Here is a 25851-nt window from a genome sequence, read left to right on the forward strand (position 1 = left end):
GTTGTCATTCATCAACCATTCACAGCGGGCCGTGACCTGACGACTGCGAGAATCGACCCCATGCATCTGCTGGCGAAGCTGTCCATGAAGAACCGTGCCCTCATCGCGCTCGTGACGGTCGTCGTGGCCATCTTCGGAGGGATCTCGCTCACCAGCCTGAAGCAGGAGCTCGCGCCGTCGATCGAGTTCCCGCAGCTGTCGATCGTGACGGCCTACCCGGGTGCGTCCCCCGACATCGTGAACACGGATGTCTCCACCCCGATCGAGACCGCGATCCAGGGCATCACGGGGCTCGAGTCGACGTCCACGACCAGCTCGACGGGCGTCTCGCGCGTGACGGCGAGCTTCACCTACGGCACCGACCTCGCCTTCGCCGAGCAGAAGCTGCTGTCGGCGGTGAACCGCATCGCGGGCCAACTGCCCGACGACGTCGACCCGCAGGTCATCGCGCTCTCGCTCGACGACTTCCCGGTCATCTCGTTCGCCGTGACCGGGGTCGACGACATCAGCGCGCTCTCCGACGAGATCACCCGAACCACGCTCGGCGAGATCAACGACATCGACGGCGTGCGCGAGGCGACCCTCGTGGGCGACGTCGGCCAGCGCGTCACCATCACGCCCGACCAGGCGAAGCTCGCGTCCTACGGCCTCACGCAGCAGGCCATCCGCGACGCGCTCTCGCAGAACGGCCTGCTCGTTCCCGCCGGCACCATCACCGAGGACGACTCGACGTTCGCCGTGCAGACCGGCACCAAGCTCGGCAGCATCGACGACGTCTCGGCGCTGCCCGTGATCGGCGGCACCGCCCCCGCGCTGCCGGCCGAGGGGGCCGACGGGGCGGACGCAGGCGACGCATCGGCCGACTTCGGCGACGAGGCATCCGATCAGGGCGCGTTCGGTGCGGCCGCCGCGGCCGCGCCGGTCGAGCTGACCATTGCGGATGTCGCGACCGTCGAACTCACCGACAACCCGGTGACGAGCATCTCGCGCGTCGACGGCGAGCCCGCCCTCACGATCTCGGTCACGAAGCTGCCGAGCGCGAACACCGTCGAGGTGTCGAACGCCGTCAAGGACCTGCTGCCCGACCTCGAGTCGTCGCTCGACACCACGAACTCGGGCGCGACCTTCACCGTCGTGTTCGACCAGGCGCCCTACATCGAGCAGTCGATCGAGTCGCTCGCGACCGAGGGCCTGCTCGGCCTCGCGTTCGCGGTCATCGTGATCCTGCTGTTCCTGCTGTCGGTGCGCGCGACGATCGTCACCGCGATCTCGATCCCGACGTCGGTGCTCATCACCTTCATCGGCCTGCAGGTCGCCGACTACACGCTGAACATCCTCACCCTCGGCGCGCTCACGATCGCGATCGGGCGCGTCGTCGACGACTCGATCGTGGTCATCGAGAACATCAAGCGGCACCTCGTCGAAGGCGTCGACAAGGCGTCGACCATCGTGCACGCGGTGCGCGAAGTGGCCGGCGCGATCACCGCGTCGACCATCACCACCGTCGCGGTGTTCCTGCCGATCGCGCTCGTCGAGGGCGTGACGGGCGAGCTGTTCCGCCCGTTCTCGCTCACCGTCACGATCGCGCTGCTCGCGTCGCTGCTGGTGTCGCTCACCATTGTTCCGGTGCTCGCGTACTGGCTGCTGAAGCCCGCCAAGCTGCACAAGCACGACGAGGCCGGCGAGGCGGCCGCGGCGGCGTTCGTCGACGAGACGGCGCCGACGACCGGGGCATCCGGTGCGGTGGCATCGTCTGCGATCGCATCCTCGACCCCGCCCGCCGACGAGCTCGAGCACCCCTCGCGCCTGCAGCGCGGCTACCTGCCGATCATCGAGTGGACCCTGAAGCACAGCGTCTCGACGCTGCTCATCGCGGTGCTCGTGCTCGGCGGCACCCTCGCCCTCGTGCCGTTCATGAAGACGAACTTCCTCGGTTCGTCGGGGCAGAACACCTTCCAGGTCACGCAGGAGCTTCCCGTCGGCACCAGCCTCGACGCCATGGACGCCGCGTCGCGGCAGGTCGAGCAGGTGCTGCTCGACACCGAGGGCATCGAGACCGTGCAGACCTCGATCGGTTCGGGCGGGCGCGGCCTCGCGGCCGTGTTCGGCGGCGGCAGCGCGACCGTCACCTACTCGGTCACGACCGACGAGTCAGCCGACCAGGACGCGCTGCAGGCCGAGGTGCGCGACGAGCTGGCCGACATCGACGACGTCGGCGAGATCACCCTCGCCGCATCGAGCGGATTCGGCGCCTCGAACGACATCGAGGTCGACATCACGGCCTCGAACGCCGAAGACCTGCAGGCCGCGACCGACGCGGTCGTCGACGAGCTGCGGGGCGTCGACGCGCTCAGCCAGGTGACGTCGAACCTCGCCGACGCCCGCCCCTACATCGCCGTCGAGGTCGACCGCACCGCCGCGGCGGCGGCCGGGTTCAGCGAAGTCGCGCTGGGTGGGTACGTCTCGGCGGCCATGCAGCCGCAGACCGCGGGCTCGGTCGTGATCGACGAGAAGACCCTGACGATCTACCTCGCCGCAGACAACCCGCCGACGACGGTCGACGAGCTCAGCGCCCTCGCGATCCCGACCATGGCGGGGCCCGTGCGGCTCGACTCGCTCGCCACCGTCGAGGTCGTCGACGGTCCGGCGACGGTCACCACCGTGCAGGGCCTGCGCAGCGCGACCGTCACCGCGACCCCCGCGGGCGACGACCTGGGTACCGCCAGTGCAGCGGTCACCGCCGCGGTCGACGAGGCCGACCTGCCCGCCGGCACCTCGGCGTCGCTCGGCGGCGTCACCGCCGACCAGGGCGACGCGTTCTCGCAGCTCGGCCTCGCGCTGCTCGCGGCGATCCTCATCGTCTACATCGTGATGGTCGCGACGTTCCGCTCGCTGCTGCAGCCGCTGCTGCTGCTCGTCTCGGTGCCGTTCGCCGCGACCGGTGCGATCGCGCTGCAGGTGATCACGGGCATCCCGCTCGGCGTCGCGTCGCTCGTCGGCGTGCTGATGCTCATCGGCATCGTCGTGACGAACGCGATCGTCCTGGTCGACCTCGTGAACCAGTACCGAGATCGCGGTATGACCGTGCGCGATGCGCTGCTGCACGGAGCATCCCGACGTCTGCGCCCCATCCTGATGACCGCGCTCGCGACGATCTTCGCGCTGCTGCCGATGGCGCTCGGCATCACCGGGCACGGCGGCTTCATCTCGCAGCCGCTCGCGCTCGTCGTCATCGGCGGCCTCGTCTCGTCGACGCTGCTCACGCTCATCGTGCTGCCGACCCTCTACCACCTGGTCGAGGGCGCGCGCGAGCGGCGCAAGCTGCGCAAGCAGGGTGAGGCGGATGCCTCGGCTGCGGGTTCGTCGGCGGGCTCCGATGTGCCGCCGCTGCCCGCGGGAGCCGAGGCCGACGCGACGGTGGAGTAGCCGGCGCGGCCCGGCCGCGTTCCGACGCGCCGCCGCCGGGCTCGCTCGGCGCAGCATCCGTTCAGCCAACGTTCACCTGCCGGACGCGGCGGCGAAAGCCTCGCGGCCGACCCCCTTCCTAGGGTCGAGGCATGGTCGAGACCGCGACGTCACCCGTGTCGCATCGTGTGCGCGTCGCGCTGCTCGACCGCATCGTGCGGGGCGAGTGGGCGCCCGGAACTCCGCTGCCGAGCGAGGCCGCGCTGTGCCGTGAGTTCGACACATCGCGGGGTACGGTGCGGCGCGCGCTGGCCGGCCTTCGGGCCGACGGCGTCGTCGTCGGCGGGCGCGGGCGGCCGCCGGTCGTGGGCAAGGTCGTGCCCGCCCAGTCACTCGACACGCTGCGCTCGTTCACCGAGTGGGCGCGCAGTGAGGGCCGCGTACCCGGGCAGCGCACCCTCGTGCTCGACCGACGCAGCGCCGACTCGGCGACCGCAGGGCTGCTCGGGCTCGACGAGGGCGCGACCGTGGTCGCCCTTGTGCGCGTGCGCACGCTCGAGAACGTGCCCGTGATGCTCGAGCGCTCCACGTTCGTGCCCGAGGTCGGCCGGCACCTGTTCGGATTCGACACCGACACCGGCTCGGTGTTCGCGGAGCTGGCCAGGCAGGGGGTCGCGCTGACCTCGGCGCGGCACACGATCGACGCGGTGGGGGCGAACCGGCTCGACTCCGAGGCGCTGCGGGTGCCGATGGGGGCGCCGTTGCTGCGCGAGCGTCGACGGTCGTCGGATGCCACGGGCCGAGCTGTCGAGGTCGCCGACGACCGGTTCCGGCCCGAGCAGTTCAGCTTCCGCATCGACAACGCGGCGGGCTGAGCGCGGCGCCGGGGTCGCGACGCGCCCGCGCCGGTGCCCGCCTACGCCTACGCCGGTGCCCGCCTGCCACTTGCGACGGATCAGGAAATCCGTCGCAACACGCCGGTGAGTGGGGCGCGCGGGTCGGCGTGTCGGCTCGGAATTCCTGATCCGCTGGGGGAAGGAGGGGGAGGAGGGGGAGGAGGGGGAGGAGGGGGTGCAGTGGGCGGGTGGGCGTCAGCGGAGCGTGCGGGCGGATGCCTCGGGGCGCAGGTCGAGCCGTCGCAGCAGCTGTGCGTTGAGAGCGACGACCACGGTCGACAGGCTCATCAGGATCGCGCCGACCGACATCGGCATCACGAATCCGATGGGCGCCAGCACGCCCGCCGCGAGCGGCACCGACACGAGGTTGTACCCCGCGGCCCACCAGAGGTTCTGCGTCATCTTGCGGTAGGTCGCGCGCGACAGCTCGATGACGCTGAGCACCGACCGCGGGTCGCTCGACGCGAGCACCACGCCCGCCGATGCGATCGCCACGTCGGTGCCGGCGCCGATCGCGATGCCGACATCGGCCTGCGCGAGCGCGGGTGCGTCGTTGACGCCGTCGCCGACCATCGCCACGGTGAGGCCTTCGGCCTGCAGCTCCTGCACCTTCGCCGACTTGTCCGCGGGGCGCACGCCCGCGAAGACCCGGTCGATGCCGAGCTCGGCGGCCACCGAGCGGGCGACCGGCTCGGCGTCGCCCGTGATCATGACGACCTGCACTCCGAGCGCGTGCAGCGCGTCGACCGCCTCGCGCGACTCGGGCCGGATCTCGTCGGCCAGCGCGATCGCCCCTGCCACCACGTCGCCGACGATGACGTGCAGCACGGTCGCTCCGGTCGACGACCACTGCTCGGATGCCACGAGCGGTTCGCTGCCGCGACCGGCCAGCATCGAGGGGCCGCCGACGAACACCGGCACACCCGCGATGATCGCGCTCACCCCGAGTCCGGGTGCCGATTCGAACGACTCGGCTGCGGGAATGTCGATGCCCCTGGCTTCGGCGTACGCGACGATGGCGCGGGCCAGCGGATGCTCCGAATCGCGCTCGACCGCGGCCGCCACCGCGATGACGCCGTCGAGGTCGAACTCGGGCGCGGACGTGGCCTCCGTCACCGCGGGCTCGCCCTTGGTGAGGGTGCCGGTCTTGTCGAAGAGCACCGCACCGACGGTGCGCATGGTCTCGAGCGCGAGACGGTCGGTGACGAGCACGCCGCCCTTGGCCGCACGCTCGGTCGCGATCTGCACGACGAGGGGGATCGCGAGGCCCAACGCGTGCGGGCACGCGATGACGAGCACGGTGATCGTGCGCACGACGGCGTCATCGGGGCTGCCGAGCACGGTCCACGCGATCGCGGTGAGCACGGCCGCGCCGAGCGCGAACCAGAACAGCCACCCCGCGGCGCGATCGGCCAGGCGCTGCGCGCGCGAGGTCGAGGCCTGCGCCTTGGCCACGAGCCGCTGGATGCCCGCGAGCGCCGTGTCGTCGCCGACCGCCGCGACCCGCACCCTGATCGCGGTGTCGGTCGCGACCGTGCCGGCCACGACCCGGTCGCCCAGGCCCCGGGTGACGGGGCGGGACTCGCCGGTGATCATCGACTCGTCGACCGCCGCGGTGCCCTCGACGACGTCGCCGTCGGCGGGAACTCGGGCGCCGGGGCGCACGACGACGAGGTCGCCGACCCGCAGGTCGGCGGGCGAGACCAGCTCGATGCCGGCGTGCTCCGCGGCATCCGTCACCCGCTCGGCCTCGTCGGGCAGCAGGGCGGCGAGCGCATCGAGCGCGCTCGAGGCCTGCGCGATCGAGCGCATCTCGATCCAGTGGCCGAGCAGCATGATCACGATGAGGAGCGCCAGCTCCCACCAGAAGTCGAGATGATGGTCGAGGATGCCGAGACTCGCGCCGAGCGATGCGAAGTACGCGACCGTGATCGCGAGCCCGATGAGCAGCATCATGCCGGGCGTGCGAGCCTTCAGCTCGCTCCACGCGCCGGTCAGGAACGGGCGCCCGCCCCACACGTACATGACCGTGCCGAGCACCGGCGAGATCCACGGGATCACCGCGTTGTCGGGCAGCGGATAGCCGAGGATATCGGCGAACATCGGGCTGAACGCGATGGTCGGGATCGCGAGCACCAGCATGATCCAGAACAGTCGGCGGAACTGGCCGACATGGTCGGCGTGTCCGCGGTGCCCGCCGTGCATGTCGTGCCCGTCGTGCCCGTCGTGCGTGTCGTGCCCGCCGTGCATGCCGTGCCCGCCGTGCCCGCCGTGCTCGTCGTGCCCGGCGCGCTCGTGCCCGGCGTGCGGGTGCGTCGCCGTCGGTTCGTCGTGGTGATCGTGCTCGATGGTGTTCATGCTGCGCGTTCCTCCGTGGCATCCGATATACCCCCTAGGGGTATCTCACCCAAGCCAACCATCGCACCACCCTCCCCATTCCCGACCGACTGGGCGGGTGGAAGGCATGGGGACGAACGGGAATGACAGACTGGGCAGGTGACCGATCAGGGGGATCCGTCCATCACCCGCTCGGATCCGTCTCTGACGGACGCCGACGAGGTCGCCCGCGCGCTCGCCGTCGACCCCGCGACCGGGCTGACCACCGCCGAGGTCGCCCGCCGCCTCGCCGAGCACGGCCCGAACGAACTGCGGTCGACTCGCACGAACCCGCTGTGGCGGCGCATCCTCGCGCAGTTCACCGATCCGCTCATCATCCTGCTGCTCGTCGCGGTCGTGATCTCGGTCGTGGCCTGGATCGTCGAGGGGGCGCACGGCTGGCCGATCGACGCCGTCGTGATCGGGGCGATCATCATCCTCAACGCCGTACTCGGCCTCGTGCAAGAGGCCCGCGCCGAGCAGGCCGTCGCCGCGCTCTCGGTGATGACGCGAGCCCAGTCGACGGTGCTGCGAGACGGTGAACTGCACACCGTGGCATCCGCCGAGCTCGTGCCCGGCGACATCCTCGTGCTCGGCGAGGGCGACCAGGTCGGGGCCGATGGGCGCCTGCTGCGCGCGAGCGCGCTGCGGATCGCCGAGGCATCCCTCACCGGCGAGAGCGAAGCGGTCGAGAAGTCCGCGGCCACCCTCACCGCGCAGGTACCGCTCGGCGACCGGCTCGACATGGTCTACAAGGGCACGGCGGTCGCCCGCGGTACCGGCCGCGCCGTCGTCACCGAGACCGGCATGACGACCGAGATGGGCGCCATCGCGACGATGCTCGACGAGACCCGCGAAGAGCCGACTCCGCTGCAACAGGAGGTCAGCCGCATCGGGCGGGTGCTGGGCCGGGTCGTGATCGTCATCGCCCTCGTCGTCATGCTCGCCCTCGCCCTCATCGAGGGCATCAACTCCCCGAGCGACTTCGTCACCATCCTGCTGCTCGGCGTCTCGCTCGCCGTCGCCGCCGTTCCCGAGGGACTGCCGGCGATCCTGTCGGTCGTGCTCGCGCTCGGCGTGCAGCGGATGGCCAAGCGCAACGCGGTCGTGAAGCAGCTCTCGAGCGTCGAGACGCTGGGCTCGGCATCCGTCATCTGCACCGACAAGACCGGAACGCTCACCACCAACCAGATGACGATCGAGCGGATCGTGACCGCGAGCGGCACCGTCGACCTGAGCGGCGCCGGCTACGCGCCGATCGGCCGGGCTGCCGTCGACGGCCGCCCCCTCGAACCGGGCGCGCTGCGCACCGAGGCGCAGATCGTGCTCGGTGCCGGCGCGCTCGCCAATGACGCGCAACTCGCCGAGCACGACGGCGTTTGGGAGATCGAGGGCGACCCCACCGAGGCCGCGTTCCTCGTCGCCGCGCACAAGCTCGCGGGCATCGTCGAGGCGACCGCTCAGTACGGACGCATCGGCGACGTGCCGTTCACCTCCGAGCGCAAGATGATGTCAACCGTGCACCGCCGGGCCGACGGCAGCACGGTCGTGCTGTCGAAGGGCGCACCCGACGTGCTGCTCGAGCGGTGCACCCGTGTGCGGGTCGGCGACGACGTGGTGCCGCTCGACGGCGCGCGGCGCGCGGCCGCCCTCGCCGACATCGAGGCGCTCTCGCAGGCCGCATACCGCACGCTCGGCGTCGCGTATCGCGAGGCGCCCGAGTTCGGCTCGCTCGACCAGGGCGGTGACGTGGCAGATCCCGACGAATCGCACGAACGCGACCTCGTCTACGCGGGCGCCGTCGGCATCATCGACCCGCCCCGCCCCGAGGTGCCGCCCGCGATCGCCGAGGCGCACCGCGCCGGCGTGCGGGTCATCATGATCACGGGCGACCACCCGGCGACGGCGGCGCGTATCGCCGCCGACCTGGGCATCGTCGAACCGGGCCGCGCGACGGCGCTCACCGGCACCCAGCTCGACCAGCTCGACGACGCCGCGTTCGCACAGGCCGTGCGCGACATCTCGGTGTTCGCGCGGGTCGCCCCCGAGCACAAGCTGCGCATCGTCGACGCCCTGCAGGCCGACCGGCTGGTCGTCGCGATGACGGGCGACGGCGTGAACGACGCGCCCGCGCTGAAGTCGGCCGACATCGGCATCGCGATGGGCATCACCGGCACCGAGGTCACCAAGGAGGCGGCGAACATGGTGCTCGCCGACGACGACTTCGCGACCATCGTCGAGGCGGTGCGCGAGGGGCGGGTGATCTTCGACAACATCCGCAAGTTCCTGCGGTACCTGCTCTATTCGAACACCGGCGAGGTGCTCACGGTGTTCTTCGGCGTCGTGTTCGCGGGAGTACTGGGCCTTTCGGATGCCTCGACCGATTCGATCGTGCTGCCTCTGCTGGCCACGCAGATCCTGTGGATCAACCTGGTCACCGACTCGGCGCCCGCGCTCGCCATGGGTGTCGACCCCGAGATCGACGACGTGATGGCACGCCCGCCACGCGGACTGCACGAGCGGGCGATCGACGGCCGCATGTGGGCCGGCATCGTCACCACCGGCGTGACCTTGGCGGTCATCACGCTGCTCACGATCGACGTGTTCCTGGCGGGCGGAGTGATCCCCGGCGGCACGGATTCGGTCGACGTCGCGCGCACCGCCGGGTTCACGACGCTCGTGTTCGCGCAGCTCGCCGCGGCGTTCGTGGCCCGGTCGGCGACGTCGAGCGCGTTCCACGGGCTGTTCTCGAACCGGTGGCTGGTCGGGGCGTTCGTGCTCGGGGTGGTGCTGCAGGTGCTCGTCGTGTCGTGGCCGCCGCTGCAGGTCGCGTTCGGCACCGCGTCGCTGGACTGGCAGCACTGGGTGTGGTGCGCGGTCGCCGCGACCGCGGTGATCTGGGTCGACGAGATCCGCAAGGCGTTCGTGCGCGCATCGGATCGGCGGCGGGCTGCGAGCGGCGGCGGCAACGCCCGCGGTGGCGGTACCGGTGTCCGGGATGCCGGACGCGCGCTGGCGGACGGCGACGGCCCGCGGCATCCGTCGTCGATAGCGTGAACCGCATGGCCGAACTCGCGCATGATCCGAGCTGGCCGCGGGCGGGCGGTTGGGCTGATCTACGGCCGGATGCCTCGGGCTACGAGGCATCCGTCGATCTCGCGATCCTCGGGGTGCCCGCCTGGCGCACCTCGCTCTCGCCGACGGGCGCGCACGCGACGCCGGCGGCGATCCGAGAGGCGCTGCGGCGGTACAGCCCGGCGCTCGTCGGCGGCGGCGGCCTCGCGCCGATCGACCTGGATGCCGCATGCTCGTTCGCCGACGCCGGCGATGTCGACGAGCCCGACGGGCCCGAGGGGGAGGCGCGCACGCGGGCGGCGGTCTCGCGGGTGGTTTCGACGGCCCGAGTGCTGGTCGCCCTCGGCGGCGACAACTCGGTCACGGTGCCCGTCGCGACGGCCGGCGCGCAGGTCGCGGCCGGCTCGCTCGCCGACGCCGGACTCGTCACCCTCGACGCGCACCACGACCTGCGCGACGGAGTGTCGAACGGGTCGCCCGTGCGCCGGCTCGTCGAGGCCGGGCTCGACCCCGCACGCATCGTGCAGATCGGCATCGCCGACTTCGCGAACTCGGCGGCGTACGCGCGGCGCGCGCGCGACCTCGGCATCACGGTCGTGCACCGCGACGACCTGCACGGCCGGGCGCCGGCCGACGTGATGGCCGCGGCGCTCGCGATCGCCGGCTCCGCAGGCGGGCCGGTGCACCTCGACATCGATGTCGACGTGTGCGACCGATCGGTGGCGCCCGGATGCCCCGCCTCGGTGCCCGGCGGACTCGCCGCCTGGGAGCTCCGGGCGCTCGTGCGTGCCGCCGCCCGCGACGAGCGAGTGCGCACGGTCGACATCGCCGAGGTGGATGCCACGGCCGACGCGCCAGACGGTCGCACCGTGCGGCTCGCTGCGCTGTGCGTGCTCGAGGTCGCGGCGGGCCTCGCCGCCCGGCCCGCGGCGTCGCTCGAGTAGGACGCAGCCCCCTCTCCCCCTCCCTCTCCCTCTCCCTCTCCCCCGAGTGTTTCCGTTCGCGCACTGCGTTTCCGGCGGATCGGAAACCTGGTGTGAGAACGGAAACACTCGGGGTGGCGTTGGCCGCGGTCCCGCTGCGGCGTAGCGTGGGCTGCGTGAAGACGGTGTTCATCGTGCGGCACGCCAAGAGCGACTGGGGCGACCCGGCGCTCGACGACCACGACCGCCCGCTCAACGCACGCGGACGCCACGACGCACCGGCAATGGGCCGCCGGCTCGCTGCGCGCGGCGTCGTGCCCGACCTCATCCTGTCGAGTACCGCGCTGCGCGCCCGCACCACGGCCGCCGCACTCGCCGCCGCGTTCGACCTCGAGCCCGGAGCATCCGTGCTGCTCGATGCGACGCTGTACGCGGCGAGCACCTCGCACCTGCTCGAGACGATCCGCGGTCTCGACGATGCGGTCGGCGCGGTGATGCTGGTCGGCCACAACCCCGAGTCATCCGGACTGGTGCATCGCCTCACCGGCGAGGCGATCGATCTGCCCACCTGTGCGGTCGCCGAAGTCGCGCTCGACGTCGCGCACTGGGCCGACGTGCACGCGGGCGGGTTGGCCGGGGCCGCGTACCCCGGCACGCTCGTGCGGCTCGACACTCCGAAGGGCTGACACCGCGGCCCCGCCTCACTAGGGTTGGCAGCGAGCGGGGGGAGCGGGCCATGTCGTTCATCACCAGGGGGTTCTCGGGGCGCGGACGCGCGGGGCGCGACGAGCGCCTGCCACCCGGACAGACCCTCGTCGAGGACTTCCCGGTGCTGTCGGCGGGCCCGACGCCCGACATCGACACCGCCGACTGGCAGTTCACGATCCGGACCGAGTCGGGCGTCGACACCAGCTGGACGTGGGACGAGTTCATGGCGCTGCCCATCGAAGACGTCTCGACCGACATCCACTGCGTCACGCACTGGTCGAAGCTCGGCACGAGCTGGCGCGGCGTCTCGGTCGACACCCTGTTCGAGCAGGTCGAGACCGAGTACGAGTTCGCCATGGCGCACAGCTACGGCGGCTACACCACGAACGTTCCGCTCGAGGACCTGCTCGACGGCAAGGCGTGGATCGCGTTCGAGTTCGACGGCGAACCGCTCGAGCCCGAGCACGGCGGCCCCGCGCGCCTCATCGTGCCGCACCTCTACTTCTGGAAGAGCGCGAAGTGGGTACGGGGGCTCGTCATGATGCCCGACGACGACCCGGGCTTCTGGGAGCAGAACGGCTACCACCTCCACGGCGACCCGTGGAAGGAGGAGCGGTACTGGTGAGGCGCCTGCCCCGCAGCGCCTGGCACGCCGCCACGGTCGCTTCGGTGCGGCCCGAGACCTCGCAGTCGGCGCGCATCGAACTCGACGTCGACGGCTGGCCCGGCAACGCGGCCGGCCAGCACCTCGATGTGCGTCTCACCGCGCCCGACGGCTACACCGCGACCCGCTCGTATTCGATCGCCTCGTCGGGGCCGTCGAGCCGGGTCGTGCTCGCGGTCGACCGGGTGCCGGGCGGCGAGGTGTCGCCGTTCCTCGTCGACGAGCTGCGCGCCGGCGATCAGGTGGAGGTGAACGGGCCGCTCGGACGGTTCTTCATCTGGGAGGCGCCGGGCGCGGATGTCTCGGATGCCCCGAATGCCCCGGATGCCCCGGATGTCTCGGATGCCGCGAATGCCTCGGATGCCCCGGATGCTCGGGATGCCTCGCGACCGGTGCAGCTCGTCGGCGGCGGGTCGGGCATCGTGCCCTTGTACGCGATGGCCCATGCGCACGCCGAGGCGGGGGACGACACCGAGTTCCGGCTGCTGTACTCGGTGCGCACACCTGAGGACACGTTCTTCCGTGCCGAGCTCGCGCAGCTCGCGGTGAACGGGCCCGGCCGTGCCGGAGGCATCCGCATCGACCTGATCTACACGCGCGCCGCACCGACCGGGCATGAGCGCCCGCCGATGCGACTCACGCGCGACGAGGTCGCGCGGCTCGTCGTGCCCGCCGAACGCGCCCCGCGCGTGTTCGTGTGCGGGTCGACGGGATTCGCGGAGCTCGTGGCGTCCTGGCTGCTCGACCTGGGGCACGACGCCCGGTCGATCCGCATCGAACGATTCGGAGGCACGTGATGACCGAACACCACCGGACCGCACACCCCGCCCCGCACGTCGACGGCAACGCCCTCGCCGGCCCGCTCGCCGAGCTCTTCGCGTTCGACGTGACCGACGCCGTCGCGCGCTGCGGCTCGTGCGGCACCGCCGACGTCGTCGCACGCGCGATGGTCTATCGCAGCGCGGTCGGCACCGTGGTGCGCTGCCCCGCATGCGACGACGTGCTGGCGACCCTCGTCGAGTCCGACGACCGGATCTGGTTCAGCATGCGGGGCATGAGCGCGATCGAGGTGCGGCGGCGCTGAGAGGCCAGTGGGCACTGCGTCTCCGCTCACGCGACGCGCTCGCCGTCCTTCCAGACGGCCTCGACGAGCGGCACGCCGGGCCGGTACGCCAGGTGCACGTGACTCGGCGCGCGAAGCTGCACCAGGTCGGCGCGGGCGCCGGGCGCGATGCGGCCGACGTCGTTGCGACGAAGCGCCCGCGCCCCGCCCGCGGTCGCCGCCCACACCGCCTCAGCCGGTGTCATGCGCATGTCGCGCACCGCGACGGCGATGCAGAACGCGAGCGAGCTGGTGAAGCTCGAGCCCGGGTTGCAATCGCTCGCGAGTGCGAGCGTGACTCCGGCGTCGATGAGGCGGCGCGCGTCGGGGTAGGGCTGACGGGTCGAGAACTCGACGCCGGGCAGCAAGGTGAGCACGGTGTCGGATGCCGCGAGCGCCTCGACGTCGGCGTCGGCGAGGAAGGTGCCGTGGTCGACCGAGGCCGCGCCGACCTCGACCGCGAGGCGCACGCCCTCGCCCGGGCCGAGCTGGCTCGCGTGCACGCGTGCGCCCAGCCCCCGGGCGATCCCGGCCTCGAGGATGCGCCGGCTCTGCTCGACCGTGAAGGCGCCGGTCTCGCAGAACACGTCGATCCAGTGCGCGTGCGGCTCGCACGCGTCGAGCATGGGGCCGACGACCAGGTCGACGTACGCGTCGGTGGCCCCGGCGTACTCGGCCGGCACCACGTGCGCACCGAGGAAGGTCACCTCGTCGGTGACCTCGGCGGCCAGGCGCACGAGTCGCGCCTCGTCGGTGACGGTGAGGCCGTACCCGCTCTTGACCTCGAGCGTCGTGGTGCCCTGCGCGGTCGCCTCGGCGACGAATGATCGCAGACGCGCTCGCAGGTCGTCGTCGCTCGCGGCTCGCGTCGCGGCCACGGTCGATCGGATGCCTCCGGCGGCATATGCCTGCCCGCGCATACGCGCCTCGAACTCCGCTGCGCGATCGCCCGCGAACACGAGGTGGGTATGGCTGTCGACGAACCCCGGGATGACGCACGCGCCGCCCAGGTCGACCACCTCGTACGCCTCGACGTCCCAGCCCTCTTCACCCGCTTCGCTGACGTGACCCGCTCCACTGCCGTCTCCCGCAGACCACGGGAACACATTCGAGGATTGGGAGGACGTTCTCCGGGGAACGTGTTTCCCATCCTCGAAAGTGTTCCCGTGGGACGGGGAACGGGAAGGGGAACGGGAGGGGGAGGGGGAGGGGGAGGGGGAGGGGCCCACCCAGGTGATGCGCTCGTCCTGGATGAGCACGGCCGCATCGCGAATGATGCCGAGCGGGCCGGGTTCGGCGCCGGTCAGCGTCGGGTCGTTCGTGACGAGCTCGCCGATTCCGGTGAGCAGCGTGCCGCGAGGCATCCGCTCAGCCTTCCTGCATGGGCACCCGAAGACCCCGCTCGTGCGCGACCTCGACGGCCCGCTCGTAGCCGGCGTCGACGTGCCGCATGACCCCGGTGCCCGGGTCGTTGACGAGCACGCGGGCGATCTTCTGCGCGGCGAGCTCCGTGCCATCCGCCACCACCACCTGACCGGCGTGGATGCTGCGCCCGATGCCCACCCCGCCGCCGTGGTGGATCGAGACCCACGTCGCACCCGACGCCGTGTTCAGCAGCGCGTTCAGCAGCGGCCAGTCGGCGATCGCGTCGGAGCCGTCGGCCATCGCCTCGGTCTCGCGGTAGGGGGAGGCGACCGATCCCGCATCGAGGTGGTCGCGCCCGATCACGATGGGTGCGCTCAACTCGCCCGAGGCGACCATCTCGTTGAACTTCAACCCGGCGAGGTGACGCTCTTGGTAGCCGAGCCAGCAGATTCGGGCCGGCAGCCCCTCGAAGTGCACCTTCTCGCCGGCCTGGGCGATCCAGCGCCGCAGATGCTCGTCGTGCGGGAACAGCTCGACGATCGCGCGGTCGGTCGCGGCGATGTCGGCCGGGTCGCCCGACAGGGCCGCCCATCGGAACGGCCCCTTGCCTTCGGCGAACAACGGCCGGATGTACGCCGGCACGAACCCCGGGAAATCGAACGCGTGCTCGTATCCCCCGAGCTGCGCCTCGCGCCGGATCGAGTTGCCGTAGTCGAACACCGCGGCACCCCGAGCCTGGAACCCGACCATCGCCTCGACGTGCGCGGCCATCGACTCGCGCGCGAGCCGTGTGAACTCCTCGGCGTCGAGCGCCGCGAGCTCGCGCCATTCGGCGAGCGGCACGCCGATGGGCAGGTAGGCGAGCGGGTCGTGCGCGCTGGTCTGGTCGGTGACGATGTCGATCGGCGTCTCGCGATCGAGCAGTTCGGGGAACACGGATGCCGCGTTGCCGACGACCCCGACGCTGCGGGCCAGTCCGGCCGACCGCGCGGCGACCGCCCGCTCGACTGCCGCATCGAGCGACGGCGCGATCTCGTCGAGGTAGCCGTGCTCGACCCGGCGGCGCAGCCGCGACTCGTCGACGTCGACGATGAGCACCGCACCCCCGTGCATGGTGACGGCGAGCGGCTGCGCACCGCCCATGCCGCCGCAGCCTGCGGTGAGCGTGAGGGTGCCGGCGAGGCTGCCGTCGGGTCGGCCGAGCGAGCGGGCGACCGCGCCGAACGTCTCGTACGTGCCCTGCAGGATGCCCTGCGTGCCGATGTAGATCCACGAGCCCGCCGTCATCTGCCCGTACATCGTGAGGCCTTCGGCCTCGAGCCGGCGGAACTCGGGCCACGTCGCCCAGTCGCCGACGAGGTTCGAGTTCGCGATCAGCACGCGCGGCGCCCACTCGTGGGTGCGGAACACGCCGACGGGCTTGCCCGACTGCACGAGCAGCGTCTCGTCGGCCTCGAGGTCGCGAAGCGTGCGCACGATCGCGTCGAACGACTCCCAGTTGCGGGCGGCCTTGCCCGTGCCGCCGTAGACGACGAGGTCGTCGGGGCGCTCGGCGACCTCGGGGTCGAGGTTGTTCATGAGCATGCGCAGCGGCGCCTCGGTCTGCCAGCTCTTCGCGGTGCGCTCGGTACCGCGTGGGGCGCGGACCGTGCGGGCGGCAGGTGCGGCGGCCGGGGCGGCGGTGGGTGCGTCGGTCATGCTCCGATGGTCGCGCAGGCGGTCGGGGGCGACAACGGATGCCCCGGGGCGGGTGTCCGGGATTCCGGACTGGTGGGGGTGAGCCGACCGGGAAGCAGGGTCGTCGGGCCGCTCACTGGATCAGGATGCCGCGCGCGGCCATGAACGTCTGCGCGTCGACCGGGGTGCCGTCGAGGTGCACCTCGAAGTGCAGGTGACAGCCCGTCGAGAGCCCGGTGTCGCCGACGACGCCGACGACCTGGCCGGCCTGCACGTGATCGCCGGCCGAGACGAGGATGCCGCCGGGCGCGAGGTGCCCGTACCCGGTCTCGACGCCCGCACCGTGGTTCACCAGCACCCAGTTGCCGAGCCCGCCGTTCGGGCCGGCGACCGTCACGATGCCGCTGGTCGCGGCGAACACCGGGGTACCGCAGGACGCGGCGATGTCGGTGCCCGAGTGGAAGTCTTTCGTGCCGGGCAGCGGCTTGTCTGGCCGCGGACCGAATCCGTCGGTGACCCGACCCGACACCGGCAGCGCCCAGCCCTGCTCGCTCAAGCGGGTGGCGTCGACCGGCAGCTCGACGATCTGCGAGAGACTCGCCGCGGCGACCTGGGTCTCGAGCGCGGCGACCTCGCTGCGGGCGGACACCACCGCGTTCTCGGCCTCGGCGACGAGCTCCTGGTAGTCGATCGTCGGCACGTCGTCGACCTCGCGCCAGGCCCGCTCGGCGCGCTCCTCGGCGAACGTCGCGGCGTCGTCGAGCTTCTGGGCCGTCGCGGCCAACTCGTCGGTGTTCGAGGTGAGCTTGTTCACGCGGTCGATCGCACCGAGCCCCGACAGCAGGTTCTGCCCGGAACCGAACGCCGCGCCCAGTGACTGCATCGCCGTGTCGTTCGAGCGACGGCTCGCGGCGAGGAACGCCTCGGCCGCGGCGTCCGCCCGATCGCGTGCGCGGTCGGCGTCATCGGTGAGTTGCTGGGCGACCGCCCGGGCCGCACGCTGCGTCGACATCGCCCCGGCGAGCGTGGTCTGTGCGCTCCGAAGCGCGCGCTCGGCCTGACCGACCGCGGTACGCGCGCCGATCAGCGACACCACCGACGGGTCGACGCGCGAGGCCAGCCGACCGGCGAGCAGCGCCGAGATCGTCGCGGGGTCGAGCGAGACGCGCGGGCCGGCGTTCGTGGGTGCCTCGCCGGCGGGAGTGGGCGCACCGGTGGGGGTGGGCTCGGGGGTGGGTGTCGGTGTGGGCTCGGGGGTCGGTGTCGGGGTGGGCTCGGGCGTCGGGGTCGGCTCGGGCGACGGCTCCGTCGTCGGCGTGGGGGTGGGTGACGGCGTGGGGGTGGGCGTCGGCGTCGGCTCTTCGGTCGGCTCGGGCGTCGGTGTCGGTGTCGGCTCGGGCGACGGTTCCGTCGTCGGCTCAGGTGGCGTCGGCTCGGTCGGCGTCGGCGGCGTCGGCTCGACGGTCTCGGGAGCAGGCGGAGTCTCGCCCGCGTATGCCGGTGCGAACGAGCCGCCGAGCAGGGCGAAGGTGCCGACTGCGCTCACGAGCACGACGGCCGCCCGCCGAGCGATCCGTGCTCGGAGCGGGCGACGCTGGTGTTCGCGCGAGGTCAACGGCATGAGGTTCCATCCGAGCCGGCCGCTGTCGGGCCGACCTCCCTCAGTCTGTCAGCAGGCCCACGAGGGCACAATGGCGAATCACGCCGATGCCCCCCGAATGCGGGGCGACGATCGGGCAGACTCAGCTTCCCGAGTGTGCCGTCGAACCGTCGTCGAGTCGGCCGGCGGACGTGGCATCCGCCGCGCTGGCGACGACTTCGCCGGACGCGACCGCCGCGACCACCGCCTCGATCTCCGGAGCGACGAAGCGGTCGGCGCCAGGGCCGCCCGCGACCCGCTCGACGAGTGCGACGACCGCGCCGGTCGCGGCGCCCGGTTCGAGCGGGGCGCGCAGCCGGATGCCGCGGGCCGACGTCAGCACCTCGATCGCGAGCACCCGCGCGAGTCCGTCGATCGCGCGGCGCAGCTTGCGCGCGGCCGCCCAGCCCATCGAGACGTGGTCCTCTTGCATGGCCGACGAGGGGATGGAGTCGACCGACGCCGGCACCGCGAGTCGCTTCAGCTCGCTGACGATTCCGGCCGCCGTGTACTGCGCGATCATCAGCCCCGAGTCGACGCCGGCCTCGTGCGCGAGGAATGGCGGCAGCCCCTGATTGCGAGACCGGTCGAGGAACCGGTCGGTGCGTCGCTCGCTCATCGACGCGACATCCGCCACCGCGATCGCGAGGAAGTCGAGCACGTACGCGACCGGGGCGCCGTGGAAGTTGCCGTTCGACTCGACCCGGCCGTCGACCGTGAGCACGGGGTTGTCGATGGCGCTCGCGAGCTCGGCCTCGGCCACCGCGGACGCGTGCGAGAGCGTGTCGCGCGCCGCGCCGTGCACCTGGGGTGCGCAGCGCAGCGAGTACGCGTCCTGCACGCGCGTGCACTCGGGGCCCTTGTGGCTGGCGACCATCGGCGAACCCGCGAGCAGGTCGCGCAGGTTCGCGGCCGAGACCTGCTGGCCCCGCTGCGGGCGCAGCCGGTGCAGGTCGGCGGCGAACACGGCGTCGGTGCCGAGCAGGCCCTCGACGCTCATCGCCGCGGCGACGTCGGCGGTGGTGATCAGCGTCCGCAGGTCGGCGATCGCGAGCGCGAGCATGCCGAGCATGCCGTCGGTTCCGTTGATGAGGGCGAGGCCCTCCTTCTCCTCGAGCACGAGCGGGGTGATGCCGGCCGCGGCCAGCGCGTCCGAGGCATCCATGAGCGGTGCGTCCGCACCCAGCCCGACCCGCACCTCGCCCTCGCCGAGCAGCGCGAGCGCGCAATGGGCGAGCGGCGCGAGGTCGCCCGAGCAGCCGAGTGAGCCGTACTCGCGCACGACCGGGCTGATTCCGGCGTTCAAGACCGCCGCGTAGGTCTCCGCCGTGACGCGCCGCACCCCGGTGCGTCCGGTCATGAGGGTGGCGAGGCGCAGCAACATGAGCGCCCGCACCACCTCGCGCTCGACCTCGGCGCCCGAGCCCGCCGCGTGCGAGCGGATCAGGCTCGCCTGCAGCTGGGCCCGGCGATCGGCCTCGATGAACGTCGTCGCGAGGGCGCCGAATCCGGTCGAGATGCCGTAGTGCGGCTCGGGGTCGTCGGCGAGCGCCTCGACGATCACGCGGCTCGCTTCGACGGTGTCGAGCGCGTCCGCATCGAGCACGACGGATGCCCCGTGTCTGGCGACGGCCACCACCTCGTCGACCGTGAGTGGGGCGGCGCCGACGGTGACGGTGCCGACGGTGACGGTGCCGACGGTGACGGTGCCGGGCGCGGAGACGGTGTTGCGGGTCATCTCTCGATTCCACCCCGTCGCGCGGGCGGCCGGAACGCGCGCACCGAGGCATCCGTCCGGTATCCCGGACTACACTGTCGGGGACGCTCGTAGTCGCATCCGCCTGTTCGAAGCGACCACAAGCGACCCCGACGGTCTGCGAGCGGGTGCAAGCGAAGACGAGCGTGGCCCGGGAGGCGCGGATGGCCGAGTCGAAGGTTCCCGCCGCGGATCAGGCCCTGCGCATCCTCAGCCATCTCGCGGCGCAGCGCGGCCCCGTGCCGGCGGCGTCGATCGCAACCGCGCTCGCGCTGCCGCGCTCGACGACCTATCAACTGCTCGGCGTGCTGCAGGAACGCGGCTTCGTCGTGCACCTGCCCGAAGAGCGCCGGTACGGCCTCGGCGTGGCCGCGTTCGAGCTGTCGAGCGGGTTCAGCCGGCAGCAGCCGCTCGCCCGCCTCGGCCGCCCGCTCGTCGCCGCGCTCGTCGACCGCCTCGGCGAGAGCGGGCACCTCGCCGTGCTGCACGGGCGCGACGTGCTCTACCTCGTCGAGGAGCGCGCGCCCCGCCGCCCCTCGCTCGTCACCGACGTCGGCGTGCGGCTCCCCGCCCAGCTCACTGCGTCGGGCCGGGCGATGCTCGCCGGGCTGCCCGCGACGCAGCTGCGCGCGCTGTATCCCGATCGCCACGAGTACGCCCGCCTGAAGCGACTGCTCGCCGCCGTGCGCGAAGCGGGCCTCGCGCACGAGGACGGCGAGGTCACGCCGGGGCTCGCGTCGGTCGGAGCATCCGTCATCGACCATCTCGGCTGGCCCGCCGCCGCGATCGCGATCACCTACACGAGCGATGCGGCGATCGATCGCGAGGCGGTCGCCGCAGGGGTGCAGGATGCCGCGGGCGAGCTGTCGCGGCGCATCGGCGGCGCAAAGCGCTGACACGTTTCTCAGGAACGGGTCGCGCTCCCGATGCGTTCTTCAGGAGTTTTGGGCGTCGCGGGGCCGATTTCGCACGATTCCTCCTGAGAAAGGTGCGGGCGGGGTGGTTCCTGAACAGAGCGGGTGGGGAGTTTCAGACGCCGACCCGGGCGTGCACCTCATCGAGGCGCCCCGGGTAGAGGGCGGCTCGGATGCCGATCGCCGCGAGAGCGAGTACCGTGAGCGCGCCCGAGAAGCCCGTCTCGCTGTAGACCACGACCCGCGAGGACTCGTCGATGCCGAGCCGGCCGTAGTAGGCGGCGAGATCCTCCGCGTCCAGCAGCACGCCGTCGTCGAGGTTGAGCCCCGCCGGGGCGTTCACCGCGCGCGACAGGGCGGGCGACCCATGCTCGCCCCGAAACGAACGTGCGTCGCGCGCATCGATGAGCACCGTGTCGTGCGGCAGCGACAGCAGGTCGTCGGCCCGCACGGTGGGTTGCCCTCCGGGCCACAGCGTCGCCGTGCCTCGCGCCGCGTGGACTGGGCCGAGTTCGAGCGATCCGCCTTCCTCGATCCAGGCGGCCAAGCCGCCCGAGAGGAACGACACGTCGCGAAGGCCGGCCCAACGCAGGAGCCACCACGCACGAGCGACCGATCGCCAGCTGCGTCCGCCGTACACGGTCACCGCCGTCGACGACGAGACGCCCCATCCGCGCACCTCGTCTTCGAACTCGGTGATGGGCGGCAGCCCGTCGGGGTGCGTCGAATAGTGCTGCAGGGGGAAGAAGTGCGCACCGGGCACGTGTCCGCTGAGATAGATCTCTTCGCAGTCGTGCTCGCCGTGGCGGAAATGCACGTCGAGGAAGACGCGACCGCCATCGGCGCTCGCGTCACGGACCGCCTCGGCCGCGGAGTGCGCGACGGGTGGATCGATCGACATGCTGCCTCCCGAAGTCGGGCGCCCCCGCTTGCCGCGCCCGTGACCGGGACGCTAACACGGGCTGCTGCGGCGCTCCCGACGCCCAGCGCGGCGCATGTCACGAGGGGTAAGACATGACACATTCGGACACGCGACTGCACCGCGCGAAACCTCGTGACCACTCGTGACTCCGGCCGCTTCCGGCGCCCTCGCCGCGGTCGTAGGTTCGGCTGCCATGACCAGGACCGCATCTCACACCAGGGCCGCTCGAACGGCCGTTCCCGCCATCGCGGCATCGCTGCTCCTCCTCGCCGGCTGCGCCGCGAGCCCCGCCGGCGGCGCCGACCCGGCCGACGCCCGGGTCGACGATCTCGGCACGGTGATCGTCGCGACCTCCGGCGACGACTACACGGGCGGCCAACTCGCCTACAACGTCGCCGTCAGCGAGGGGTACTTCGCAGACGAGGGCGTGACCATCGAGGACTTCGTGACCGGCAACGCGCCGAACACGCTGCAGGCGCTCATCAACGACCAGGTCAACATCGGCTTCCTCTCGCTGTCCACCACAGCCCAGGCCGTTGAACAGGGTCGCAACGTGAAGCTCGCCGCCGCGGTGCAGGTGACCAACGACTGGTCGCTGATCATCTCGAACGCCTACCTCGAGTCGAAGGGCATCGACCCCGAGGAGTTCGAGGAGCGCGACATCGAGGACCGCGCCGACGTGCTCGAGGGCACGATCTGGGCGACGAACTCGGCCGGCGGGCTCTGGGAGCGGGCGAGCGCGTACCTCGCCGACTGGTTCGGCCTCGACCCGGAGCGCGACGTGCAACTCGCACCGCTCGAGAACCTGAACAAGATCTCGGGCATCAAGGACGGCTCGGTGCAGGTCTGGCTCGCGAGCGCACCCGACAACCGGCTGCTCGTCGAGTCGGGCGACGCGGTCGAGCTGCTGAGCAACGAGGAGCTCGCCGAAGAGGTGCCGCTCGTGGCCAACGCCCGCTCGGCCGAGACGATCATCAACGACGACTGGGCGTCCGAGAACGAGGAACTCGCGAAGGCCTTCTTCCGCGCCTACCAGCGCGGGGCCGACTTCGTCACGACGCACTCGGTCGACGAGATCGTCACCTCGCTGGAGAAGACGTTCCCCGACATCCAGGGCGAGCGACTGCTCGCCACGGTCGAGGTCGGCAAGGGCAACCTGCCTGCCGACAGCCGGCACCCGGTGGCGGCGCTCGAGGCGCAGATCGAGTTCGCGCTCGCCAGCGGCAACATCACCGCCAAGCTGCCGATCGACGACGTCTACACCGAGGCGTACCTGCCGCCGGCGACGAAGTGAGGTGACGCGACATGTCCACCATCACGCAGCCCCGCGGGTCGGCAGTCGATCAGGCCGCCGTCCCGGCGGGCACGCCCGGGCCGGCGGCGCCGATCGCGGCCGCGACCGAGCCGGGCGCCGGCACCGCGGGCGCGTCAGTACGGATCCGGCGACTCGATCGGCTGCGTCGCTCGGCGCCGACCATCGCGCTCCACGCCGCGTTCGTGCTCGTCGTGCTCGTCGCTTGGCAGCTCGCGTCGGGAACCCTCATCGACCCGCTGCTGGTCTCCAGCCCGATCGAGGTGCTCGCGCGGCTCGGCGACTGGATCGTCACCGGGCACCTCTTCTTCCACGCACAGTTCACGCTGATCGCGCTGGCCGCCGGGTTCACCGCCGGCGCGGTCGTCGCGTTCGCGCTCGCCGTCGTGCTCGCCGGGTTCCCGCGCTTCGGGCGGTTCGCCGAGATCTACATCATCGTCTTCAACGGAATCCCGACGATCGCGCTCGTACCGCTGTTCATCGTGTGGTTCGGGTTCGGTCTGGAGACGAAGATCTTCATGGGATACCTCACCGCCTTCTTCATCGTCTTCATCGCCTCGTTCCAGGGGCTGCGAAGCACTGACCCGAAGTACCTGGAGCTCGCGCGGGTGCTCGAGGCGAGCCGGTTGCAGACGCTGTTCCGGTTCCGCATCCAGGCGACGCTCCCGTTCCTGGCGTCGGCGTTCAAGCTTGCGCTGCCCGCGACGGCCCTCGCCGTCGTGACCGCCGAGTTCCTCGGCTCCAACCGCGGACTCGGGTACCTGCTCATCCGCGCGAGCAACCTGCTCGACATGGCGAGCCTGTTCGCCGCGGTGCTCATCGTGACCGCACTCGTGCAGGCGCTCTCGCTGACCGCATCGTCGGTCGAGTCCCGTCTGCTCGTCTGGATCCCGAAGGAGAAGAGGTAGCCATGAGCACCGTCCTCACCGCCGAGTCGACCTCGGCGCCGCCGCTGCCCGGCGGACGGATCGTCATCGACGAGGTCGACCACGACTTCGCCGCCGACGCCGGTATCGTGCCGGCCTTGCGCGGCGTGAGCCTCGACATCGCCCCGAGCGAGTTCGTCTCGCTCGTGGGTACGAGCGGCTGCGGCAAGTCGACGCTGCTGAACATCGTCGCCGGCCTGCTCACCCCGACCCACGGCAGCGTCACCATCGGCCGCGCGGTGAAGGAGGCCGACGGCCTCCCGCAGCGGGCGTACATCACGCAGGACGACCGATTGCTGCCGTGGCGCACGGCGAAGCAGAACGTGGAGCTGCCGCTGCAACTGCACGGTGTCGACCGTGAGGAGCGCGCGGAACGGGCGATCGCGATCCTTCGGCGCGTCGGCCTCGGGGACTTCGCGGATCGTCGCCCGCACGAGCTCTCGGGCGGAATGCGGCAGCGCGTGTCGATCGCGCAGTCGCTGGTCTACCACCCGGCGGTGCTGCTCATGGACGAACCGTTCGGGGCGCTGGATGCCTGGACCCGCGACTCGCTGCACGACCTGCTGCTCGATGTGCAGGCCGAGCTCGGCACCACGGTGGTGCTCGTCACGCACGACGTCGGCGAGGCGCTCGCCCTGAGCGACCGCGTCGTGACCCTCGCCCCGCGGCCCGGCCGGATCCTGGCCGAGTACTCGCTGGCCGACCGACCCCGGCCGCGCAGCCATCAGACGTTGCGCGACGAATTCTTCGCGGACGTGCATCAGCGCATCCGCGCCGACCTCGGATTCACCGACTGACCCTCGGATCCACCACAGAAGGAGATCGACCATGTCCACCGAACGACGTCACGTCAAGCTCGGCTACTCGATCTGGGCCAGCGGCGCCCACCCCGCCGGATGGCGGTTGCCCGAGGCGAACGCCCACGGCACGTTCGACCCCGGGTTCATCCTGCGCACGATCCGCACCGCGGAGCGCGGGCTCCTGGACTTCTACTTCATCGGCGACCGGGTGGTCGGGCTGCCCTCGTCGCAGTACGAGAGCCCGAACGAGGTGCTGCGGCCCGAGGCGCTGACCCTCGCTTCGTTCGTCGCGGCCGTGACGACGCACATCGGCATCGTCACGACCGTGAACACGACGTACGCCGAGCCGTACACGCTCGCGCGCGCGACCGCCCAGCTCGACCACCTGAGTCGCGGGCGCATCGCCTGGAACATCGTGACCGGCAAGAACGAGGAGGCAGCCGGCAACTTCGGCCGCGAAGAGCACTGGGATGCCGCCAAGCGGTATGCCTGGACCGGCGAGTTCGTCGAGGTCGTCAAAGGCCTCTGGGACAGCTGGGAGGACGACGCTCTGGTCGGCGACAAGGCGACCGGCCAGTTCATCGACGAGTCGAAGGTCCACGCGATCGGCTATCGGGGTGAACACTTCTCGGTCGACGGTCCGTTGAACATCGCGCGACCTCCTCAGGGGCACGTTCCGATTCTGCATGCCGGTTCGTCGGAGGAGTCGCACGAATTCGGTGCCGAGCACGCCGACATCCGGTTCATCATGCTCCAGGACACGGCCCGCGCGAAGGCCTACTACCAAGATCTCCAACGCCGACGACTCGCGCACGGCCACCCGGAAGGACAGCAGACCGTCACGAGTCTGCCGGTCTACGTCGCCGGCACGGCCCGCGAGGCGCACGAGAAGTTCCGTCAGATCCAGCACCTCACCGTGGCCGAGGCGAATCTCGCGCCGCTGTCGGAAGCGCTCGGCGTCGACCTGACCGGACGTCGCCTCGACACGCCGATCTCCGACGTTGCCGAACTCGCGAACCTCGAGGGCCGGCCGGCGCTCATCCTCGATCGCGCCAGGACCGCATACGACGACGAATCGCCGACGCTGCGGGAGGTCGCGCTGTTCTACAAGCGCACGCACGGCAAGCAGGCCGCGGTCGGCGATGCATCGGACGTCGCCGACTATATCGAGGAGCAGTTCCATGAGCGCACGACCGACGGATTCATCGTGTTCTCGCCCTACCTGCCCGGCCCGCTCGATGCGTTCGTCGACCTCGTGATCCCCGAACTGCAGCGACGCGACCTCTTCAAGACCGAATACGGCACGCCACGTACGTTCCGCGAGTTGTTCGGTCTGCCCAAGCCCGAGAACCAGTTCACCGTCGCGCGTCGCGCCGCGGTCGCCTAGGAAG

19 protein-coding genes are annotated in these 25851 nt (G+C 71.6%); 13 read left to right on the forward strand and 6 right to left on the reverse strand.

Annotated features, from left to right (window positions below):
• Window positions 1–60: 60 nt before the first annotated feature.
• Entirely contained in the window at window positions 61–3426 is a 3366-nt protein-coding gene (locus FLP10_RS10685) for an efflux RND transporter permease subunit (protein ID WP_149160841.1), read from the forward strand.
• Window positions 3427–3557: 131 nt separating this feature from the next.
• Window positions 3558–4280, forward strand: coding sequence for a GntR family transcriptional regulator (locus FLP10_RS10690; RefSeq protein WP_149160842.1), 723 nt, complete (start codon window positions 3558–3560; stop codon window positions 4278–4280).
• Between the two features lie 216 nt (window positions 4281–4496).
• On the opposite strand, the gene FLP10_RS10695 is transcribed toward FLP10_RS10690, so the two are convergent.
• Complete coding sequence (locus tag FLP10_RS10695) at window positions 4497–6659, reverse strand: copper-translocating P-type ATPase (RefSeq protein ID WP_149160843.1); 2163 nt, start codon at window positions 6657–6659, stop codon at window positions 4497–4499.
• A gap of 138 nt (window positions 6660–6797) precedes the next feature.
• On the opposite strand from FLP10_RS10695, the gene FLP10_RS10700 reads away from it, so the two are divergent.
• The 6 genes from FLP10_RS10700 (at window position 6798) to FLP10_RS10725 (ending at window position 13131) form a co-directional block, all read left to right on the forward strand.
• A complete protein-coding gene (locus tag FLP10_RS10700; protein WP_149160844.1) occupies window positions 6798–9734 on the forward strand; it encodes a cation-translocating P-type ATPase in 2937 nt (978 codons plus the stop codon).
• 5 nt (window positions 9735–9739) lie between these two features.
• On the forward strand, window positions 9740–10696 hold the full coding sequence (locus tag FLP10_RS10705) for an arginase family protein (protein WP_149160845.1): 957 nt from the start codon (window positions 9740–9742) through the stop codon (window positions 10694–10696).
• A 155-nt stretch (window positions 10697–10851) separates the two neighbouring features.
• Window positions 10852–11361 carry a SixA phosphatase family protein gene (locus tag FLP10_RS10710; RefSeq protein WP_149160846.1) on the forward strand — a complete coding sequence of 170 codons (510 nt, stop codon included), beginning with the start codon at window positions 10852–10854 and terminating at the stop codon, window positions 11359–11361.
• A 50-nt stretch (window positions 11362–11411) separates the two neighbouring features.
• Entirely contained in the window at window positions 11412–12008 is a 597-nt protein-coding gene (locus FLP10_RS10715) for a sulfite oxidase-like oxidoreductase (protein WP_149160847.1), read from the forward strand.
• The gene (locus FLP10_RS10720; protein WP_246149996.1) at window positions 12005–12844 is read left to right on the forward strand and encodes an FAD-binding oxidoreductase; all 840 of its coding nucleotides are present in this window, start codon (window positions 12005–12007) and stop codon (window positions 12842–12844) included. Before FLP10_RS10715 ends, FLP10_RS10720 begins: the two co-directional genes overlap by 4 nt.
• Window positions 12844–13131: a DUF6510 family protein gene (locus FLP10_RS10725; RefSeq protein WP_149160848.1), complete on the forward strand. Its 288-nt coding sequence runs from the start codon at window positions 12844–12846 to the stop codon at window positions 13129–13131. Before FLP10_RS10720 ends, FLP10_RS10725 begins: the two co-directional genes overlap by 1 nt.
• Before the next feature lie 26 nt (window positions 13132–13157).
• Here the strand turns inward: FLP10_RS10725 and hutI are convergent, their stop codons facing one another.
• From hutI to hutH, 4 genes are all read right to left on the reverse strand, one after another.
• Window positions 13158–14513 carry an imidazolonepropionase gene (gene hutI, locus FLP10_RS10730; protein WP_246149997.1) on the reverse strand — a complete coding sequence of 452 codons (1356 nt, stop codon included), beginning with the start codon at window positions 14511–14513 and terminating at the stop codon, window positions 13158–13160.
• Window positions 14514–14517: 4 nt separating this feature from the next.
• Complete coding sequence (gene hutU, locus FLP10_RS10735; protein ID WP_149160850.1) at window positions 14518–16212, reverse strand: urocanate hydratase; 1695 nt, start codon at window positions 16210–16212, stop codon at window positions 14518–14520.
• Window positions 16213–16324: 112 nt separating this feature from the next.
• Window positions 16325–17743, reverse strand: a complete 1419-nt coding sequence (locus tag FLP10_RS17590) for a M23 family metallopeptidase (protein WP_210418383.1) — start codon at window positions 17741–17743, stop codon at window positions 16325–16327.
• Window positions 17744–17933: 190 nt separating this feature from the next.
• Window positions 17934–19568: a histidine ammonia-lyase gene (gene hutH, locus FLP10_RS10750; RefSeq protein WP_149160851.1), complete on the reverse strand. Its 1635-nt coding sequence runs from the start codon at window positions 19566–19568 to the stop codon at window positions 17934–17936.
• A 182-nt stretch (window positions 19569–19750) separates the two neighbouring features.
• Between hutH and FLP10_RS10755 the strand changes: the two genes are divergently transcribed.
• Window positions 19751–20482, forward strand: coding sequence for an IclR family transcriptional regulator (locus FLP10_RS10755; protein WP_149160852.1), 732 nt, complete (start codon window positions 19751–19753; stop codon window positions 20480–20482).
• Window positions 20483–20615: 133 nt separating this feature from the next.
• On the opposite strand, the gene FLP10_RS10760 is transcribed toward FLP10_RS10755, so the two are convergent.
• On the reverse strand, window positions 20616–21401 hold the full coding sequence (locus tag FLP10_RS10760; RefSeq protein WP_149160853.1) for a sulfurtransferase: 786 nt from the start codon (window positions 21399–21401) through the stop codon (window positions 20616–20618).
• 214 nt (window positions 21402–21615) lie between these two features.
• On the opposite strand from FLP10_RS10760, the gene FLP10_RS10765 reads away from it, so the two are divergent.
• The 4 genes from FLP10_RS10765 to FLP10_RS10780 are packed head-to-tail and all read left to right on the forward strand — an operon-like array spanning window position 21616 to window position 25847.
• A complete protein-coding gene (locus FLP10_RS10765) occupies window positions 21616–22716 on the forward strand; it encodes an ABC transporter substrate-binding protein (protein ID WP_149160854.1) in 1101 nt (366 codons plus the stop codon).
• Between the two features lie 11 nt (window positions 22717–22727).
• Complete coding sequence (locus FLP10_RS10770; RefSeq protein WP_149160855.1) at window positions 22728–23642, forward strand: ABC transporter permease; 915 nt, start codon at window positions 22728–22730, stop codon at window positions 23640–23642.
• Between the two features lie 2 nt (window positions 23643–23644).
• The gene (locus FLP10_RS10775; protein ID WP_149160856.1) at window positions 23645–24457 is read left to right on the forward strand and encodes an ABC transporter ATP-binding protein; all 813 of its coding nucleotides are present in this window, start codon (window positions 23645–23647) and stop codon (window positions 24455–24457) included.
• Between the two features lie 31 nt (window positions 24458–24488).
• The gene (locus FLP10_RS10780; protein ID WP_149160857.1) at window positions 24489–25847 is read left to right on the forward strand and encodes an NtaA/DmoA family FMN-dependent monooxygenase; all 1359 of its coding nucleotides are present in this window, start codon (window positions 24489–24491) and stop codon (window positions 25845–25847) included.
• Window positions 25848–25851: the final 4 nt, after the last annotated feature.

The sequence above is a fragment of the Agromyces intestinalis genome, from assembly GCF_008365295.1.
GTDB lineage: Bacteria > Actinomycetota > Actinomycetes > Actinomycetales > Microbacteriaceae > Agromyces > Agromyces intestinalis.

What these genes read in the sequence shown, in the direction of transcription:
- FLP10_RS10685 (WP_149160841.1), top strand. Translation starts at nt 61, where the DNA reads ATGCATCTGCTGGCGAAGCTGTCCATGAAGAACCGTGCCCTCATCGCG.
- FLP10_RS10690 (WP_149160842.1), top strand. Translation starts at nt 3,558, where the DNA reads ATGGTCGAGACCGCGACGTCACCCGTGTCGCATCGTGTGCGCGTCGCG.
- FLP10_RS10695 (WP_149160843.1), bottom strand. Translation starts at nt 6,659, where the DNA reads ATGAACACCATCGAGCACGATCACCACGACGAACCGACGGCGACGCAC.
- FLP10_RS10705 (WP_149160845.1), top strand. Translation starts at nt 9,740, where the DNA reads ATGGCCGAACTCGCGCATGATCCGAGCTGGCCGCGGGCGGGCGGTTGG.
- FLP10_RS10715 (WP_149160847.1), top strand. Translation starts at nt 11,412, where the DNA reads ATGTCGTTCATCACCAGGGGGTTCTCGGGGCGCGGACGCGCGGGGCGC.
- FLP10_RS10725 (WP_149160848.1), top strand. Translation starts at nt 12,844, where the DNA reads ATGACCGAACACCACCGGACCGCACACCCCGCCCCGCACGTCGACGGC.
- hutI (WP_246149997.1), bottom strand. Translation starts at nt 14,513, where the DNA reads ATGCCTCGCGGCACGCTGCTCACCGGAATCGGCGAGCTCGTCACGAAC.
- hutU (WP_149160850.1), bottom strand. Translation starts at nt 16,212, where the DNA reads ATGACCGACGCACCCACCGCCGCCCCGGCCGCCGCACCTGCCGCCCGC.
- hutH (WP_149160851.1), bottom strand. Translation starts at nt 19,568, where the DNA reads ATGACCCGCAACACCGTCTCCGCGCCCGGCACCGTCACCGTCGGCACC.
- FLP10_RS10755 (WP_149160852.1), top strand. Translation starts at nt 19,751, where the DNA reads ATGGCCGAGTCGAAGGTTCCCGCCGCGGATCAGGCCCTGCGCATCCTC.
- FLP10_RS10760 (WP_149160853.1), bottom strand. Translation starts at nt 21,401, where the DNA reads ATGTCGATCGATCCACCCGTCGCGCACTCCGCGGCCGAGGCGGTCCGT.
- FLP10_RS10765 (WP_149160854.1), top strand. Translation starts at nt 21,616, where the DNA reads ATGACCAGGACCGCATCTCACACCAGGGCCGCTCGAACGGCCGTTCCC.
- FLP10_RS10770 (WP_149160855.1), top strand. Translation starts at nt 22,728, where the DNA reads ATGTCCACCATCACGCAGCCCCGCGGGTCGGCAGTCGATCAGGCCGCC.
- FLP10_RS10775 (WP_149160856.1), top strand. Translation starts at nt 23,645, where the DNA reads ATGAGCACCGTCCTCACCGCCGAGTCGACCTCGGCGCCGCCGCTGCCC.
- FLP10_RS10780 (WP_149160857.1), top strand. Translation starts at nt 24,489, where the DNA reads ATGTCCACCGAACGACGTCACGTCAAGCTCGGCTACTCGATCTGGGCC.